General features: G+C 35.5%; 13 protein-coding genes. 2 read left to right on the top strand and 11 right to left on the bottom strand.

The window, feature by feature from the left end:
* Positions 1–8: 8 nt before the first annotated feature.
* On the top strand, positions 9–878 hold the full coding sequence (locus GJJ64_RS15290) for a helix-turn-helix domain-containing protein (protein WP_154288631.1): 870 nt from the start codon (positions 9–11) through the stop codon (positions 876–878).
* 124 nt (positions 879–1,002) lie between these two features.
* Positions 1,003–7,641: an Ig-like domain-containing protein gene (locus GJJ64_RS15285; RefSeq protein WP_154288630.1), complete on the top strand. Its 6,639-nt coding sequence runs from the start codon at positions 1,003–1,005 to the stop codon at positions 7,639–7,641.
* Positions 7,642–7,646: 5 nt separating this feature from the next.
* On the opposite strand, the gene GJJ64_RS15280 is transcribed toward GJJ64_RS15285, so the two are convergent.
* From GJJ64_RS15280 to GJJ64_RS15230, 11 genes are all read right to left on the bottom strand, one after another.
* Positions 7,647–8,921, bottom strand: coding sequence for a LamG domain-containing protein (locus GJJ64_RS15280; RefSeq protein WP_154288629.1), 1,275 nt, complete (start codon positions 8,919–8,921; stop codon positions 7,647–7,649).
* A gap of 23 nt (positions 8,922–8,944) precedes the next feature.
* Positions 8,945–9,658, bottom strand: a complete 714-nt coding sequence (locus GJJ64_RS15275) for a LamG domain-containing protein (protein ID WP_195759302.1) — start codon at positions 9,656–9,658, stop codon at positions 8,945–8,947.
* 67 nt (positions 9,659–9,725) lie between these two features.
* A complete protein-coding gene (locus tag GJJ64_RS15270) occupies positions 9,726–10,469 on the bottom strand; it encodes a LamG domain-containing protein (protein ID WP_195759301.1) in 744 nt (247 codons plus the stop codon).
* Between the two features lie 59 nt (positions 10,470–10,528).
* Complete coding sequence (locus tag GJJ64_RS15265; RefSeq protein ID WP_154288626.1) at positions 10,529–12,001, bottom strand: LamG domain-containing protein; 1,473 nt, start codon at positions 11,999–12,001, stop codon at positions 10,529–10,531.
* Positions 12,002–12,018: 17 nt separating this feature from the next.
* The gene (locus tag GJJ64_RS15260; protein WP_154288625.1) at positions 12,019–12,795 is read right to left on the bottom strand and encodes a LamG domain-containing protein; all 777 of its coding nucleotides are present in this window, start codon (positions 12,793–12,795) and stop codon (positions 12,019–12,021) included.
* 79 nt (positions 12,796–12,874) lie between these two features.
* The gene (locus GJJ64_RS15255; RefSeq protein WP_154288624.1) at positions 12,875–13,765 is read right to left on the bottom strand and encodes a glycine-rich domain-containing protein; all 891 of its coding nucleotides are present in this window, start codon (positions 13,763–13,765) and stop codon (positions 12,875–12,877) included.
* 45 nt (positions 13,766–13,810) lie between these two features.
* Positions 13,811–14,542 (bottom strand): LamG domain-containing protein, encoded by a 732-nt coding sequence (locus GJJ64_RS15250; protein WP_195759300.1) that lies wholly within the window; start codon positions 14,540–14,542, stop codon positions 13,811–13,813.
* Between the two features lie 11 nt (positions 14,543–14,553).
* Complete coding sequence (locus GJJ64_RS15245; RefSeq protein WP_154288622.1) at positions 14,554–15,303, bottom strand: fibrinogen-like YCDxxxxGGGW domain-containing protein; 750 nt, start codon at positions 15,301–15,303, stop codon at positions 14,554–14,556.
* A 320-nt stretch (positions 15,304–15,623) separates the two neighbouring features.
* On the bottom strand, positions 15,624–16,373 hold the full coding sequence (locus GJJ64_RS15240) for a LamG domain-containing protein (protein ID WP_154288621.1): 750 nt from the start codon (positions 16,371–16,373) through the stop codon (positions 15,624–15,626).
* Between the two features lie 35 nt (positions 16,374–16,408).
* On the bottom strand, positions 16,409–17,257 hold the full coding sequence (locus GJJ64_RS15235) for a fibrinogen-like YCDxxxxGGGW domain-containing protein (protein WP_154288620.1): 849 nt from the start codon (positions 17,255–17,257) through the stop codon (positions 16,409–16,411).
* Positions 17,258–17,269: 12 nt separating this feature from the next.
* Positions 17,270–18,034 (bottom strand): LamG-like jellyroll fold domain-containing protein, encoded by a 765-nt coding sequence (locus tag GJJ64_RS15230; protein ID WP_154288619.1) that lies wholly within the window; start codon positions 18,032–18,034, stop codon positions 17,270–17,272.
* Between the last annotated feature and the right edge of the window lie 133 nt (positions 18,035–18,167).

The raw sequence follows: 18,167 nt of genomic DNA, 5'->3' as shown, positions 1-18,167 counted from the left end.
CATCAAAAATGAAACCTCACTTACTTAAAATAGCTTTAAACCCTGAGCATTCTTTTAATGTAAGGTATGATGTTGTTCCGCATTTTTATGATAAATGGCATTATCATCATGAGATAGAATTGGTATACATCATTAAAGGAACAGGCTTACAATTTATTGGCGATGAGATTTACCGTTGGAAACCCGGCGATATGTTATTAATAGGCTCAAACCTGCCCCATTTATGGCGTAGTGATGAAGAGTTTCTTTTGCCAGATTCATTGGAAAAAGTTGAGGCCATTGTGGTACATTTTTTACCTAGCTGCTTTGGTGCAGATTTTTTTAGTTTACCAGAACATCAGGAAATCAACAGGTTGTTAAATCAATCAAAAAAAGCTTTTAGAATACAGGATGCGTGTAGAGATTTAGTTGCCGATAAGCTATTTCAGCTGCTTAATGCGTCAAAGAGTAAAAGAACCATTTTGCTTCTAGATATTTTATCAGATTTAGCTGATAGTCCGCTTAAAAAGCCTGTTTTAGATAAAGAATCAGACTTTATCAATCAACCTAGTGAGATGGATAGGTTAAATAATATATATCAATACATCCTGAATAATTTCACAGAAGAGGTTAGTTTAGACCAAGCTGCACAAATTGCACATTTAACTCCTCCTGCTTTTTGCAGATATTTTAAGACCAGAACGCGGAAAACCTTTTCCCGATTCTTATTAGAGTTAAGAACTGCTCATGCTGCCAAACTACTAACAGAAAGTTCTAAAACAGTAGCTGAAATTTGCTATGAAAGTGGTTTCAATAATTTTTCTAATTTCAATAGGCATTTTAAAAATATTATTGGAAGAACACCTTTAGAGCATAGAAAATTTTTTAGGGTTTTATAAATGATATAAACCTTATTTCTATATATTTACCCTCGTTAACTTATATTTAATAAGTTAATTGTAACAAATTTCTACTGTTTAAGTAAAAGGTTTGTAATTGCTCTCATTATTAGAACTACAGTTTATGCCTGACATTAAAAATGTTATCAGGTGGTTTCGTTATGTTAAAAAGTATGTAATAGGTAAAAAAATCTACCCATCCTATTTTCTTTTAATGCTTTTTAGCTTTGGTTTTGCAACCGAGGCCTTGGCACAGTGTGGAACAGGCGCAATACCTTTAGATTTAAGTAGTTCACCTGATGCAACAATTGTTACTCCATTATTAACACGTAACGAACCTGGAAGTTGTATTACATTTAGTATTACATTGCATCCAGGAGCACAAGGAATTAGGTTTGCTATCCAGGACGGAGCTAACCCACCAGGAGCATTAACTTACAGCATTAACTGTGGCCCTAGCCAAACATACGGTCAAATTGTTTGCTTAACAGGAGTAGGCCCTCATATTGTTACCTTTTGTAAACCTGGAAATAATGCTAATAGCTATGCTGTAACTTCTGTACCTAATGTGCAAGCACAAAGTAATAGTCCTACAGGTTCAAGCGTATCAAGTCAGGTTTGTGAGGGAGGAACGTTAAGTTTAACAGCTACCACTATCCCAAATGCTACTTATAGCTGGTCTGGACCAAATGGTTTCGCTTCTAACGTACAAAATCCAATTATCCCAAATGTTTCAGCAGCTGCTGCCGGAACTTATACAGTAGTTGTTACAGCCCCAGGTAGCTGTGGAACTCCATCAAGTTCTACACAGGTTACCATAAATCCAAAACCAGCAACACCTATTGCTACTGCTAATGGACCAATTTGTGAAGGGGGGAGTATCAGCCTTTTTGCTAGCACTATACCAGGGGCAAGCTACAGCTGGACAGGGCCTAACGGGTTTACATCAAGCTTACAAAACCCAGTTATTAATAATGCAAGTACAGCTGCATCCGGAACTTATACCGTTAGAGCAGTTAGCGGTAATTGTATTTCAGACGCAAGCACAACAAATGTTGTGGTAAACCCTAAACCTGTAGCTACTGCTACACCAACCGTGGCTACTTTATGCTCTGGCACAACCAGTACTATCATATTATCTAGCAACGTAGCATCAACAACATTTTCTTGGACGGTTACCACAACAGGTAATATTACTGGTGCTTCTGCGGGAAGCGGATCAAGTATCAACCAAAATCTTGTTAATACAGGCACTAATAATGAAACGGTAACTTACACCATCACCCCCACTGCAAACGGCTGTGCTGGCGATCCTATTACTGTGACTTTAACTGTTGCACCAACTCCGCAGAGAGCACCAATAACACCACTATCTCAAACTATTTGTTCTGGAAGTAGTACTAATTTACCGCTAAGTTCTACCGTTGCTAATACAACTTTTAGCTGGATAGTAACACAGAACGGCGTAACCGGAGCTTTTGCAGGAAGTGGTACTAGTATCAACCAAATATTATCTACAACAGGTGCCAGTAGCGGAACAGCTACCTATACCGTTACTCCTATTTTAAATGGTTGTAGTGGAACATCATTTAATATCACAGTAAGCGTAAACCCTTTACCAGTGGTTACTGTGCCAAATAATTTGGTTTATTGTGATGGAGATAATGTACCAGTTACCAACTTTAGTAGTACTTCAGTAGGTACTACTTTTTCATGGACGAGTTCTAACCCAGCACTTGGTTTAGCAGCATCTGGAACTGGGAATTTACCTTCATTTACAGCTACCAATACTACAAATGCACCAATCACCAGTATTATTATAGTTAGAGGAACAGCTAATGGCTGTGAGGGTGCTCCTGCAAGTTTCAGCATTACTGTAAACCCAAGAATTATTGTAAGTGTACCTTCTAATTTAACTGTTTGTGATAATACCATCATCTCTGCTAGTAATTTTAGTAGTAACTTAGCTGGTACAACATATACTTGGACAAATTCTAATACGAGTATAGGCTTAGCATCATCTGGAACAGACAATTTACCTAGTTTTACAGCTACAAATACCAGTGGTGCAACCCAAACTGCCACCATAACAGTTACGCCTTCTTTAAATGGATGCACTGGAATACCAAGTTCTTATACCATTACGGTAGAACCTCTCCCTAATGTTACTGTTTCAACAACACAAACTTCATCTTGTGGCACTAATGATGGAACTATTACCGTAACAGCTACCGGAACTGGCACATTAGCATATTCTAAAGATGGTGGAATAACTTTTCAAGCTAGTAATGTTTTTACTAATTTGCCTGCGGGAAGTTATCCAATAGCAGTAAGAAACGCGTTAGGTTGTATTGTTTATGCAAATCCGGTAACTTCTGTAACAGCACCTAATCCTCCGGTAAAACCACAATTATCTACTAACAACCCGGTTTGTGTGGGCGAAGTATTCTCCATAGGTATCCTAAATCCTGATAACAATACTACTTACAATTGGACTGGTCCAAATGGTTTTACGGCAACAGGTTCATCTATAACAATTAATAACCCAACAGCAGGAAGCTATGCGGTTACCGCTATTACAGGCGGTTGTAGCAGTGAATCTGAAACTTTTAGTTTAGTAGTAAAACCCTCGCCAATTGTTAACGTACCGTCTAATATGGTAGTTTGTAATAATAGCTCCATCCCTGCTACTAACTTTAGTAGTAACCCTAATGGAGCTACTTATACATGGACAAATGACAACACTGCTATTAACTTACCCGCAAGTGGAAATGGTAATATCAATAGTTTTACAGCTACTAATAATACAAATTCCCCTATAACAGCTACCATAACCGTTACACCAAGCTTAAATGGTTGTGTTGGAACACCAAGAAGTTATACTATTACAGTTAATCCATCACCTATTGTTACTGCCACCCCTCCTAGCCAAAGTATTTGTTCTGGTAGTGCGCCATCCATACAATTATCTAGCAATATACCCGGAACTACCTATTCTTGGACGGTAGTACAAACCGGAGTAAGTGGAGCTACTTCTGGAACGGGAGATGTTATCAATCAAGTAATTACTGCTACATCAGGAACGGCGGTTTATACGATTACGCCCACGGCTAATGGTTGTGTGGGAAATCCTATCAATGTTACTATTAATGTTTATGCGGTTCCGGTAGTAGAAACTACCGCCGGAGATAGCCAAGAAATTTGCTCTGGAACAAACACTAATATTCCGCTTTTTAGCAGTACCAGTGGTACCACTTACAATTGGACAGTTGTTCAAAATGGTGTAACAGGAGCTTTTAATGGTTCTGGAACTGGTCCGATAGCACAAAATTTAGTTGCCACCAGTAATGTAACTGGCACAGCTGTTTACACGATAATTCCTGTTTCTAATGCTTGTACTGGTAACCCAATTACCGTTACAGTTTTTGTAAAACCATTAGCAGAGGTAAGTGTACCTAATAATTTTGAGGTTTGTGCAGAATCTCAGATACCTGCGAGTGTTTTTACAAGTACAGTTGCGGGTACCATTTACAACTGGACAAATTCTAATCCGGCTATTGGGCTGGTAGCCAGTGGCGGTGGAAATGTACCCAGCTTTATAGCTAAAAATACTGGTACTACGCCTATTACTGGTACTATTACAGTAACCCCAAGTCTTAATGGCTGTAATGGTCCCTCAAAAACTTACATTATAACGGTTAAACCTCAGCCTATAGCTATAAAACCTAATGATATTACTGTTTGTGCAGGCAATACTGTTGCGCAAGAAATATTGCAAAGTTTACCTAGTGGCGCTACTTATACTTGGACAAACTCTAATTCTGCTATAGGTTTGGCAAGTAGTGGAATAGGAAACATCCCAGCTTTTACAGCAATAAATGCATCAGGGACACCTGTTACGGCCGTAATAACTATTATACCTACAGTAAATGGATGTATTGGTTTACCAACCAGTTACTCTATAACAGTAAATCCTTCACCTAATTTAAATATCAGCCCGGCAGAGGCTATTATTTGTGCTGGTGGTAGTGTAACCCTTACAGTAAGTGGTGCTAATAGTTATGTTTGGTCGCCTGCTACAGGGTTAAATACAACATCATCTGCTACGGTTGTTGCCTCACCATCAGTAACAACAACCTACACTGTTTTTGGAGTTGGAAATTTTGGTTGTGCTTATGCTAAAACAGTGAAAGTTATAGTTAACCCTCGTATCGTTTTAGCGTCAACAATTAAAAATGTAAGCTGTAATGGAGCTAATGATGGAGAGATAAATATTAATATTTCTGGTGGTATAGCCCCTTATAACGTTTCTTATAGTTTAAATAGCGGCCCTTCTTCAAGTTTAATCAATACTTCATCAGGATTGGTAAACTTTAATAATTTAAGTGCCGGAAATTATAGTATCAGCGTAATTGACGCTGTGGGATGTACAGAAAGTATCAATATTGTTATTAACCAACCTTCTCCTTTATTGGCAACTGCAAGTATTAATAATACAACTTGTAAAACATCATCTGACGGTAGCATAACCATTACACCTAATGGTGGAACAGCACCGTATAGCTATAGTTGGGTAAACCAAAATAGTACAAGTGCTGTGTTAAATAATGTAACTGCTGGAAACTATACTGTAATAATTAGAGATGCTAACAATTGTACTTTCTCTTTAAGCTCTACTATTTCATCAGGAAATTGCCCTCCAGTGGCTTTAGATGACAATTTTGTCACAGCAGAAGACACACCAATAAATGCTATTGTTGCAACTAATGATATTGATGCAGATGGGGATGTTTTAACTTTTACAAGATTAAGCAACCCAGCTAATGGTAGTATTTCTTTTAATAGCAATGGTAGTTTCACTTTTGTACCTAATAGTAATTGGAGTGGCACTACATTTTTTGATTATAGAGTTTGTGACCCCTTAGGTTTATGCGATATCGCAAGAGTTACTATTACTGTAACCCCAGTAAATGATGCCCCAGTTGCTAATGATGACAATTTTACTCAGACTGAGGATAACCCTATTAACGCTACAGTAACTACCAATGATTTTGATATTGATGGCGATGCTTTGGTTTACACCAGAATAAACAACCCTGCCAATGGTAGCTTGATTTTTAACCCGAATGGTACTTTTACCTTCACGCCTAATCCTAATTGGCATGGTACAACTTCTTTTGATTATCAGGTTTGTGACCCTAATAATTTATGCGATATTGCGACTGTAACGATTAGGATAAACCCTGTAAATGACCCTCCGACGGCCGTTAATGATAACTTCTTTGAAAGAGAAGATAGACCTGTACAAGGTACTGTAGGTACAAATGATTCTGACCCTGATGGGGATAATTTAACTTTTATTAGATTAAGTAGTCCTGCTAATGGTAATATCACATTTAATAATAATGGTACATTTACTTTTACACCTAATTCCAATTGGAATGGGACAACATCTTTTGATTATCAAGCTTGCGATTCTTTTGGTTTATGTACCAGAGCAACTGTTTTTATCAACATCACTCCGGTAAACGACCCCCCAATAGCAATTAATGATAATTTTACAGGTGTAGAAGATGTTACAATTAACGGAAATGTGGCTCCAAATGATCGTGATATTGATGGTGACCCTCTATCATTTAATATTTTAACTAACCCAGCCAATGGTAGCATAACTTTTAATACCAATGGTACTTTTAATTTTAGGCCTAATACCAATTGGAATGGTAACACAACCTTTACTTATCGGGTTTGTGATAATCAAAACCTATGTGATACAGCAACCGTAACAATAGTTATTAGCCCGATTAATGACCCACCAACAGCCATTAACGATAGATTTTTAGTTTTAAAAGATTCTTTAATAACCGAAACAGTTGCTAGGAATGATTATGACGTTGATGGTGATTTCTTAACTTTCACGAGGCTTACCAGCCCTATGCATGGTTCTATCACTTTTTCTGGAAATGGAAGTTTCACTTATGTACCGAACAGAAATTTTGTTGGTAGAGATTCTATTCGCTACCGGATTTGCGACCCCTTGGGTTTATGTGATACGGCAACAGTTCTTTATTTGGTACAACCTAGGGTAATGGTAAATTTAATACCTCCAACTGGTGAAATTTTAGAAGGTGAAAGTATAACTATTAGGGCGCAACTAACAGAGGCTCTTTTAGAAGATGTGATTATTAATCTTGCATATACAGGTACTGCAAACTTTCCTTTAGATTATGAACTTAGAGCAAGTACACAGAGTTTATTTTTTCCTGCAGGTAGTGTTTTTAGTGCTGATTCTTTGATTATAACTAGTAAAATAGATGCTTTAAAAGAACCAGTTGAAAATGTAGAAGTGAATATAGCTTCAACATCATCCATTTTTGTTCTTATTGGTACCGGATCTAATATCAATATTGTTGATAAATACCCAGAAAGTAAACCTATTGGACCGGAAGAAAACCCAGATATTAACCCAGATCCATTTATATCTCCAAACGGGGATGGTATAGGTAATGAAGGTTTTATTATTTATAATATTGAAAAATATCCTGATAATGAACTTATTATCTTCAATAGATGGGGAAATGCTGTTTTTAGAGCCAGAAATTACAACAATAAAGACAACTTATTTACTGGAAGTGCCAATACAGGGATATTAACCAACGAGAATGTTGTTCTGGTTGATGGCGTTTATTATTTTCTTATTTACACTACAGATAATACTGGCGTTAAAAGAATGAATAAGGGGTATATTATTATCAGGAGATAAAAATATTAATACCCCCAAAATTCTAATTCTCCTATATAATTATTTCCATCAGGAAATTCTAATCTCCATGTTGTACCTGAAACATTCGGCTGAATATAATGCCCTGTTCCGGTGTAAGATATATTTAAACCGTCTGCAGAAGAAATAGATGCAAGTCTTGTATAAGTACCTACTGTATTACCATCAACTTTTAAAGTAACGGTATTTGGAAATGAATCACCTTGATTACGAGGAACTAAAAATATTTTTGTAATGGTTACTGCCCTAGGGAAAACAAATTGTCCAAACTGGCCTGTTCCTCCACTGCTGCACCAATCAAAATCTGTTCTTGTATTATCAAATAGCGCCTGAGGCCCCCAAGTGGTACTACCTTGATAGGTATTAAATCCGGTAAAACTAACATTACCACTACCTAAAGTTGTATTAAAAGGAAAAGTTCCTGAAGTTGTTATAGCGGTATAGTTGCCTTTTGGAATTAATAAAACCGAATTTGAAGGTACCTTACCTTGTACAAAATTACTAGTAGTACCAGTTTTCGCAAAGTTCATTAAAGTGCCATTAAGGGCATTGCTAGTTTTGTCTGATATTGTTGTAATAGCTGCATTACTACCGCCTGCTACCCCTTGATTAAAAGTATAATAGGCTTTTAAACCAGTCTCGTTACCAAATAGCTCTGTATTCATACTCGCTTGAATTTGTGCCTGTGTGCGGGCTACATTCCAAATTCTAACATCGTCAATAGCACCTTTAAAATATTCTCCGTTATTTGTAGATCCTATTCTAAAATTAGCTGCAGAAGCTACACTTGGAGATGAAGGAGAATCTTCTGCTTTTATAACTCCATCTACATAAATCCTTCTTTTAGTACCATCATAAGTAGCAGCAATATGATACCATTTATTATCAGCTAAGCTTACTCCCAATGGTGCATATAAATCTCTGGCCCACCAATAATTAATAATGTTATTTCCATCACCTAACCTTAGGGCATTAACTTGATTATCAGAACCGTAATTCCCCCATCCTACTATTCCATTAGAAGAATGAACACTTGGCTTAATATAAGCCTCTATCGTATAAAAACTAGACCCTTGCGGTACTATTGTATTAGTAGGAATTGAAATGTAATCATCTACACCATCAAAATGTAAAGCATTAGCTGTTACCTGATTTAATGGAGTGGAATTAGTGCTTTTCAAAAAACTTATTGGTACAACCTGCGCTAAAGAAAAGACAGGAAGTAACATTAATAAGCATATTTTAATAAAGTTAGTTTTCATTTTACTTAGTTTTTGATTTAACCTTAATAACCATATTTTACTTTTTGAGCGTTCCAATTGGTTGTTATATCAGATGCGGTTAATGCATAATTATAAATTAAGGCTGCCCCTAAACGAAAATTTGCTCCCTCATTAAGCGTGTGACGTTGACCAAAATAAATTTTACTTCCTGAAGTAAAACTTGTTAAAGATGCAGTATAGGTAGAAACTCCGTTAATATAAAAAGTTATGCTATTTGCTGATTTTACTACAACTAGTTGGTTCCAAGCATTACTTGTAATTGAGGTTACAGAACTTTGCCAACTTACACTAGGAGAGTGATAGCTTATTTGATTACTTCCATTAATAGCAATTTCTAAATTATCTCCAAAGCCAGTACTTAAAATACGAGAAAAATTTCCTCCAGGTGCTCCTATAGGATATATCCATAAACTACAAGTAAACTGAGCTGGCCAAACGAAATTAAAATTTGCATTATTACTTCCACTAAAAGTGAAATTTGCAGGAGCTGTAGAAGTATAAATTGGATTACCCACTAAGGTAGCGTTATTACTAGATCCACTAATATCTGACCATGTAGTACCAGAGCCACTATAGCTAGACGCTACAGATGCATCTAGATTTAAAACTAATCCGTTGGTAACTATGGGTCCTGATGGATTAGGAACAGGAGGAGTTACATAGTTATTATTTCCTCGAAATAAATTTTGTTGTGCTTGCAGATTACACTTAAACAAAAGAAACATTATTAAGACACAAAAGGTAATTTTCATTTTTAAGTATTTATAATTCTTGTAAAGCTGTTTAATTGCTGATAACTTTTCCTGTAATGAAATTACTGGTAGTACCATTTTTAGTAAAACCCGATAATGTAGCATTTAAAGCATTTGAAGTCTTATCAAGAATAGTTGTAATTGCACTGTTATTATCACCAGCAATTCCTTGGTTTAATGTATAATAAGCAATTAATCCAGATTCATTCCCTATTAACTCTTTATTCATATTAGTTTGAATTTCTGGTTGTGTTCTAATAACATTCCATACTCTAACATCATCTATGCTACCTTTATAAAATTGTCCATAAGTAGGAACACTAGCCCCTATGGTAAAAAAATGCTCCTGCGAAAGAATAGACATTGTAGTCGTTAATCTAAGTACTCCATCTATGTAAATTAAAGTACCGTTATTAACACCAGAATTAAATGTAAAAGCTATATGATGCCAAGTATTGTCATTTAATAAAACACCAGTAGACCTATTAGTTGCAGCTCCCCAGTCATAAATAATAAGCTCATTATTATATAAGAATGCCATATAGGCGAAAGTTTTACCAAATATTGCGCAGTAACTAGTTCCGGCATTACTGGTTTTAATCCATCCTTCAATAGTACCAGAACTTAATTTGAATTTATCATCATTAGTCCCCGATACCCTATCATCAATCCCATCAAAATCTAGCGCATTTGCTGGAGTTGAACCATTAGGCTGAGGAGGCGCTACGTACTTATTATTACCTCTAAAAAAATTCTGTTGCGCTTTAAGAGACATTGTAATACTTATTAAAAGGAATAATAAGTATGGTCTTATATTAATCATATTAATAAGGATTAATTGATGAGAAATCTTGTTTTATACGCATTAAATATTTGAGTAATTTCAGTTTGAGATAATGCTCTATTGTAAAATAGTATCAAACCAATATTTGCATCCATATTATAACTTGCACCATCATTCCTTACCCATCCGATACAAACTTTATTAGCAGTACTATTAGGAATAGCGTTAACTACATTTGCTGTTTTATCTAGATTACCATTTATGTATATGCTTTCTGTGGTACTATTGTAGGATACAGCCATACAAAGGTAAGATGAAGTTGATGGTACAACTCCAGTATTTGCACCCCAAGAACCTAAACCACCACAAGATCCGCCAGAATACCGGCCTCCACTACCAATGCCTGAATGGATTTGAGTTCCTGTGCAAGAATTATCTCCTGGGCCTAAGCTTAAAATCATTTTAGCAGCACTTACAGAGTTAGGCTTAAAAAAGACAATAGAGGTATAGCTTCCATTTCCTAATGGTAAATTATTGTAATTGGTAGATACCATAGCTCTTAAACTAGATATGGTAGGAGTTGTCTTAATTACTTTAATTCCGTTGTCTGTAGTAAAGATAGGTGCTGGTGATGTCCAAGATATATGATTGTTATTTCCTGATAAATCAAACCAAGTATTACCTGTTCCACTATAACTAGCTGTATTATCGGCATCTAAATTTAGTACAAGACCATTTGTTATTAAATTACCTGGAACAGTGCCTACCACAAAATTACTTGTAGCTCCAGTTTTGGCAAAGTTTGTAAGTGTTCCATTAAAAGCACTCGCTGTTTTATCTAATATGGTTGTAATTGCTGTATTATTACCACCTGATATACCTTGGTTAAATGTATAATATGCTACCAAACCTATTTCTGAGCCGCTTAGCTCAGTATTCATGTTGGCTTGTATTTGCGCTTGGGTTCTTTCTATACTCCAAACTCTAACATCATCTATTCTACCTTGATAAAATTGTCCTGGCGCTCCTTGTTGAGAGCATCCTATAGAAAATTTAACATTTGAAGAATGTAAGAATGGCCCAGGATTAAAATTATACTCTACTCCATTTTTATAAAACTTAACATAACCCACAGCTTCATTATAAACTACAGCAATATGCTGCCATTGATTCATATCTGCTGCAACAGGATTCCATCCATTAGATCCGTATCCTACATAAAACTTTCCTGAATTAATAGCAATAAATCTGTCCCAATTGCCATCTTCAATACTTACAATCATTTGCCAATCACCATTGTTTTTTGTTGGATAAACCCAAGCTTCCCAAGTAGTAATTGGCATTACAGAAACATCAGCATTTAAGGTTGTAATGATATGATCATTTATCCCATCAAAATCTAAAGCGTTAGCTTCCAAGGTTGTTACTGATGAGGTCTTTTTTTGAAGAAAACTTATAGGAACTACCTGTGCTGTTATTACGTAAGGTAATAAGAGTAATACTAATAATTTTAAATATTTCATGCTATTAGTCTTAATAACTAGTTTATGGGGGCTGTTGAGGGTACTATCCAACTAGGTGAATTTATTAATGAACCGTTGCTATCGTTACTGATACTATTAGATGTAGTAGCTCCACTACCCTCATCAAATTTGTAATAGGCTACTAAACCACTGCTATTTATTGGAACAGTAGTATTATAATTGGCTAGAATTTGTGCTGCCGATCTACAAATATTCCATATTCTTACTTCATCCATCATACCATTGTAAGCCTCAGACGCGGCAGATAATGTAAGTGAGTTATTTGTGCTTCCGGTAATTGTACCATTCCAAATAGTAGTAGATACGGCTAGGCCATTTCTATATATTGTAATTGTTTTAGAAACTACATCATAAGTAAACGCTACATGTTGCCAGGTATTTGGAACTACAGTGTTATTAGGTGTTACTGCAGTATTAAGATCTCCATTTAATACAACAGCAAGAGCATTTGTTGCACCAGCTCTACCTCCAAAATAATAACCTGTTGGATAATATCTATGAACTAATCTATCCCACTGTCCGATACCTAAATTCTGACTTGGATTTATCCAAAGCTCAATAGTCATAGACCCTGTAATATTAAGAGATGAGCTTGTACCACAGTCTATATATCTATTAGGAGATGAAAATTGTAATGCATTTCCAGCACCTAATCCATTATTAGATGTTTTAGATATGATATAGTTGTTATTTCCTCGAAATAAATTTTGTTGAGCTTTAAGGTTATAAGCAAGAGTAATAAGAAGAAATAAGGCGTAGTGTTTAAGTCTCATATTTATTATTCATGTTAAATAGTGAAATGCATCAAACCTTTTCTATTATTAAAGTTGCTCTTTAAAATTTTCTTGGTTTTTAATTTAAAACAAAGTTTCCCGATACTTTAAAAGTATGTATGGTATATCCATTAACTTCAGAAATATCACCCCCGGTAGCCCTTGGCCTACCTAAATATCTAATGAGCACAATACCTGAAGCTCCTCTACCTGCATTAAAATTAGTTGCTGTTGAAGGCCCGCCGCCGCCACCTCCTCCAGTATTAGGTGTGGCATCTTTACCAAAAGTAGGCCCTGTTCTACCTCCATCACCACCGCCATGTGTACCTAAACCAGTTGTAGTACCCTGATATTCACCACCGCCGCCGCCACCTCCATAATAATTACCATCTATAATACTCAAAACACCTAAACCACCGTTACCAGGACTTGTACTAGTTGCAGATTGGCCGGCCCCACCAGAACCTCCGCCACCACCACAACTTCTAGAAGAGAAAGCGTTACCTCCAGCAAAACCACCTTGGCCAGCATTTCCAGTATTGTAATCATAAGAACCGCCACCACCATTCCAACCTGTATTTGTTCCAGGGCCTCCGGAACTTCTAGATCTTCCACCATTACCCCCCATTGCAGTTATTGTACCTGTATTTCCTCCTGAAACAGAAGAATTACCTCCATTTCTACCAAAATGATTGTAACCAGCTGGATAGTCCGTTTGTACAGCAACAGTTATACTTAAGCTTTTTACACCACTAATATCATAACTTGCAATATTTATAACCTGGCCACCTCCGCCGCCGCCGCCAACATCTCCACCACCTCCGCCGCCGCCGCCAACAACAGTTAATGCTACTTCATTAATTGGCATGGAAGGCACAACATAATTATTGTTACCTCTAAAAAAAGTTTGTTGAGCTTTCAGATTAAAGGTTAAGAATAGGAGAATAAGTACAGTATAATTAAGTTTCATATTTTATTATCTTAAAATCCTTCTAGTTACGCTTGATTTAAATTATTATAATCCAAATCTTGCTTTCGTAGCATTAAAATTTTGTTGAATTTCTTCGGCTGCAAGAGTTCTATTGTAAATTCTGACTATAGCAATTCTTCCGTTTAAACGAGAATTTACATCAGAGCGGGTAGCACCAAAATTTAGAACTCCGTAAGCATTATCGGCACCAGTACCTGTATATTTTGTTTGATTGATGTATAAATCACCATCTTTAACTAAACAGAACCTGTACCAAGTATTGGCTGGAGGTTGTCCTGTGCTATTAAAACTTCTTCCTCCATCTCCGTTACCATCTGTTCTAAATGATGAGCCATTATAAGTATAGGACCCTGCATTTCCGTTATATGTTAAAATATCTCTATCTGAATTGATATTGTTACGTATATCATAAAGCCATATCTCTAAAGTGAAATTTGGGTAAGAGGATAAATTCATACTACTTACATAATCATCTACACCATCAAAAGTTAAAGAACCTCGATTTGCAGTACTATAACCAACACCATTAAAAAGTGTAGCATTCCTATTATTTCCACTTAAATCTATCCATATAGTTCCAGTTCCAGGATAAGATGCTGTATTACCTGCATCTAAATGTACTAGAAGTCCATTTGTTACTATAGAGCCTTCTGCAGTATTTGTTTGTACAGGCTTACCTAAAAAACTTATTGGAGCTACTTGAGCTTCACCAAAAAGCGGAAAGATTAGGAATATAATTAGCTTGTACAGTTTCATAATCGTTTTTATTATCGCACCCAATACCATATTATACCTGGACTTTGTATTAAGTTCTCTATCCAAGGAGATGGATCCCAAGTAGTATTTGAGGTTACTAGCGTACCCCACCAGTTTCCTGTCCCATCATCAGTTGTTATAAAAGCGTTATTATTAGCAATATTACCACGCCATGGCATACGTGGCTGTATAGAGTTTGTTAAAGACAAACTATAATCGTAAGTATCCCAAGCAGTATTTCTGGTAACATTTGTTTGAGAATTATCAGTTTTAACAAAAGTGTAAGCTTGGTTAGCTGTCCAAATACCACCGTATCTTCTTCTAGCGCTAGCATCTATCATATACTGAAATCCACTAGGACTTTTTTTAATATAATCTGCCCAAGCTATGATAGAATAATTATCTGTTATGCTAGGAGTACTCGTGTTTCGTAAAATAGCATTATCATAAGTCCAACCAGAGCTGGTAGAATTACATAATATCAATGTCCATCCGCCCCCATCTGTAGTCATATCCGCATAAATTTGAAATGGTGCCCCACCATTTACATTAGGATTCTTTATCCAATATATACCGTCAGTAGAGCTTGGATAATCTGTCTTAATTTGAAAAGCACTTGTACCGGCCATTGCGGCTGTTTTTCCGTCACCAGCATTAACAAGATTGCTTTTTTGAATAAAACTTATTGGTGCTACCTGTGCAACAGAAAAAAAAGGAATAACTATTAAGAAAAGTAAACCATTTAATTTAAGCTGATTCATTTTTTTATATTTAAATAGTTAATCAAAACCTGATTAATTGCTTGAAAATTATCTTATTCTTGTCTTGCTATTGAAATAATAGACTAGTCTGGACAATGGCAAGCTTTGATTTGCTAGTTACATTTACGTCAAAATCAAAATTATTACTAGGAGGCGCTATTAAAGGCTCTCCAAGAAATAGTGTAGAAATTAAATTTTTACTTTCCATTGTTATACGATTTTATCAAATAAATTGAGTTAGCCTAGTCTTATTAACACTAAAATAATTATTGCTGATTTTCCAATTAAATAATGATTATAAACTGATTTTATGTAATTCATTAAAATGGGCCAAAATTGGGTGTAAAAGTTGGATTACCGATTCGTGATATTGAAATGTTATTAGTACTACTATCTTTATAAGGTGCACTTGAATCATTAACTAATAAAAGAAATTGCGTACCGGGTATAGCTGTTAATAAAGTTTTTGGAGGAGTGAAATTACTTGTATATACTGCTGTACCTACAACATACCTCATGTTGGTGATATAAGCATCTAAATAACTTGACCGCCAAGTATTTCTACCTATTAAGATAGTGCTTAATGAGTTAAGAAAAGTGCCTGTACAGTCTGTAGAACCTCTTTCAACACCATCTAGATATGCTTTAACAATGCCATTAGATCTTACCATAGCAATATGATGCCATTTTGTTGTTGTTAATAATGATGATAGAAAAAAATTCCTATCTCCCGTACAAGGATTATTAACATTTATACGTGTTGCAAAATATCCATTATAAAAAGAAATATAATCATTTTGTCCTCCACCAAAAATTGGATCCATTAAGCCCGCTCCAATCGTATTAAGCTTTATCCATGTTTCGAAGGTGAAATCTGCCGTAGCATTAAAAGATGAAAGTTTAGTAAAACTTAATTGATCTAATGTTGCTGCTGTAAATTTTATACTATTAGTAGTTGCTGTAGTAAGCGTTGTACTCGAATTACCCAAAAAACTTATGGGTACCACTTGTGCAAAAGATAAAATTGGTAGTAGTATCAGTAATAAAATATATTTTTTAAAATTTATCATGATCTTATAATTTTCATTTAAATTTATATAAGCTTTTATCTTACGTAAACTTCTACCCTAGCACTTCTGTTAATACCTAAAGATCTATGACAACAGTTAGCTTTATCTCCTGCAGAAAAATTACCATAGGCTACATCCATCCCTATACCTCCTGATACATCGTTAGAGCCTTGGTCAGTTTCATTATTCCATGCAAACCCCCATCGAACCCTAGCACCTGAATTAGTTGTATAATTTAAACCATAAAATGTAAAACCTCCTTGATCAGAAAATTTGGTGTTATTAAAACCAGAAAAAGGCATTGACCCATTTGTTGAAGTATTATAAGCTAATTGACCCCCACTAAATTTTGATATAAGTGTAGTACGTAATCCATTACTATGAAAATTAGTTTGTAACCAACTCCATTGAGATAGTCCATCAATACTTCCACTTTCTCCAGAAATATTAGGTATATCTGGCCATAAAGCCATTAAATCTTTGGCTTGAAAAGTATTCATGACATCATATTTTGCATCAGCATCATTTAAAGTAACATCTGCTGCATTAAGAGTGCTTGTTGTTGTCCAATGAGTTGAACTATAACTAAATGTTGTTCCTCTAGTTGCTTTCATGGCAAGCATCCAACCTCCTCCATCATACATACTATTCATCAAGCAATAAACTTGTTTAACACCAACAGATGGAAGATTTATCCAATACACCCCATCAGTAGAGGAAGGATAATCTTGCTTAATTTGTAGAGCACTTGTACCTGCTGTTGCCGCTGTTTTCCCATCGCCCGCACCAGATAAATTGTTTCTTTGAATAAAACTTACAGGCACCACTTGTGCAAAAGAGATAAACGGAAGTACGATGAGTAATAATTTAATAATTCTTTTCATTGTGATTAAAACTTATAAACCATATTTTGCTCTGTGTGTATTGTATATTTCAAGAATCTCTGAATTAGAGAGGGCTCTATTATAAATTAGAATTTGATAAATCTGTCCGTTAGGTCCCCATGGCTCTGCTCCATCAAGTATTCTCATACCTATTCTGGCTATAGAAGTTCCTGTATTAATAGCATTAGCCACTCCACTACCTTGCTGAACACCATTAACCCAAAAATTATGTAGGTTACCACTATTAGTATAAGTTACCGCAAAACAATAATTTGTTGATGGGTTTACCGCTGCGCCTCCTGAAGATGGATATGCGGCCCAAGTATGTGTATTTAACCTGCCATCACTTAATGATAAAGCGAACGCTTGATTTGTATTAGTAGAACCATAATGTATTACATGTTGTATACCTGAAATACTAGTTGGTGTTCTTACAAATGCAATTATTGTTCTATCGCTAGTGCCTGTGGGTAATTTAGAAGGATCTAAAGTTATGTACTGGTTTAAGGCATTAAAATTAAAATAACCACCGTTTGCTACATTATAAGTAACGCCGTTTAGTATAGTACCATGATTAGCGCTTGGGCTTAAATCGGTCCAAATGGTGCCAGTACCAGGGTAAGATGCTAAATTACCTGCCTCTAAGTGTAAAACTAATCCATTAGTAAATGGAGCTTTAGGTATATAGGTATTATTACTTCTAAATAAGCTTTGCTGTGCGTGTATGTTGAAAGTAAGTGAGAAAAAAAAAATTAAAAAGGAGAGTTTAAATTTCATAGTCTTTTTATTTTACAGAATGATTGTTAAGACCGAAGTTAATAGCGTACTATTTTAGTATTAAAAATTGCCCATCACAAATAATTAGCGATGGGCAATTCTATTTTTTAAATCTTAATATTTATTAAAATTG

Origin of the sequence: Pedobacter puniceum (assembly GCF_009674685.1) — a bacterium.
Classification (GTDB): domain Bacteria; phylum Bacteroidota; class Bacteroidia; order Sphingobacteriales; family Sphingobacteriaceae; genus Pseudopedobacter; species Pseudopedobacter puniceum.
This window is presented reverse-complemented; position numbering and strand designations above follow the sequence as displayed.

Excerpts from the sequence above, each read along its gene's own strand:
- GJJ64_RS15290 (WP_154288631.1), top strand. The coding sequence starts at position 9 with ATGAAACCTCACTTACTTAAAATAGCTTTAAACCCTGAGCATTCTTTT.
- GJJ64_RS15280 (WP_154288629.1), bottom strand. The coding sequence starts at position 8,921 with ATGAAAACTAACTTTATTAAAATATGCTTATTAATGTTACTTCCTGTC.
- GJJ64_RS15260 (WP_154288625.1), bottom strand. The coding sequence starts at position 12,795 with ATGAGACTTAAACACTACGCCTTATTTCTTCTTATTACTCTTGCTTAT.
- GJJ64_RS15255 (WP_154288624.1), bottom strand. The coding sequence starts at position 13,765 with ATGAAACTTAATTATACTGTACTTATTCTCCTATTCTTAACCTTTAAT.
- GJJ64_RS15270 (WP_195759301.1), bottom strand. The coding sequence starts at position 10,469 with ATGTCTCTTAAAGCGCAACAGAATTTTTTTAGAGGTAATAATAAGTAC.
- GJJ64_RS15250 (WP_195759300.1), bottom strand. The coding sequence starts at position 14,542 with ATGAAACTGTACAAGCTAATTATATTCCTAATCTTTCCGCTTTTTGGT.
- GJJ64_RS15265 (WP_154288626.1), bottom strand. The coding sequence starts at position 12,001 with ATGAAATATTTAAAATTATTAGTATTACTCTTATTACCTTACGTAATA.
- GJJ64_RS15285 (WP_154288630.1), top strand. The coding sequence starts at position 1,003 with ATGCCTGACATTAAAAATGTTATCAGGTGGTTTCGTTATGTTAAAAAG.
- GJJ64_RS15235 (WP_154288620.1), bottom strand. The coding sequence starts at position 17,257 with ATGAAAAGAATTATTAAATTATTACTCATCGTACTTCCGTTTATCTCT.
- GJJ64_RS15230 (WP_154288619.1), bottom strand. The coding sequence starts at position 18,034 with ATGAAATTTAAACTCTCCTTTTTAATTTTTTTTTTCTCACTTACTTTC.
- GJJ64_RS15240 (WP_154288621.1), bottom strand. The coding sequence starts at position 16,373 with ATGATAAATTTTAAAAAATATATTTTATTACTGATACTACTACCAATT.
- GJJ64_RS15245 (WP_154288622.1), bottom strand. The coding sequence starts at position 15,303 with ATGAATCAGCTTAAATTAAATGGTTTACTTTTCTTAATAGTTATTCCT.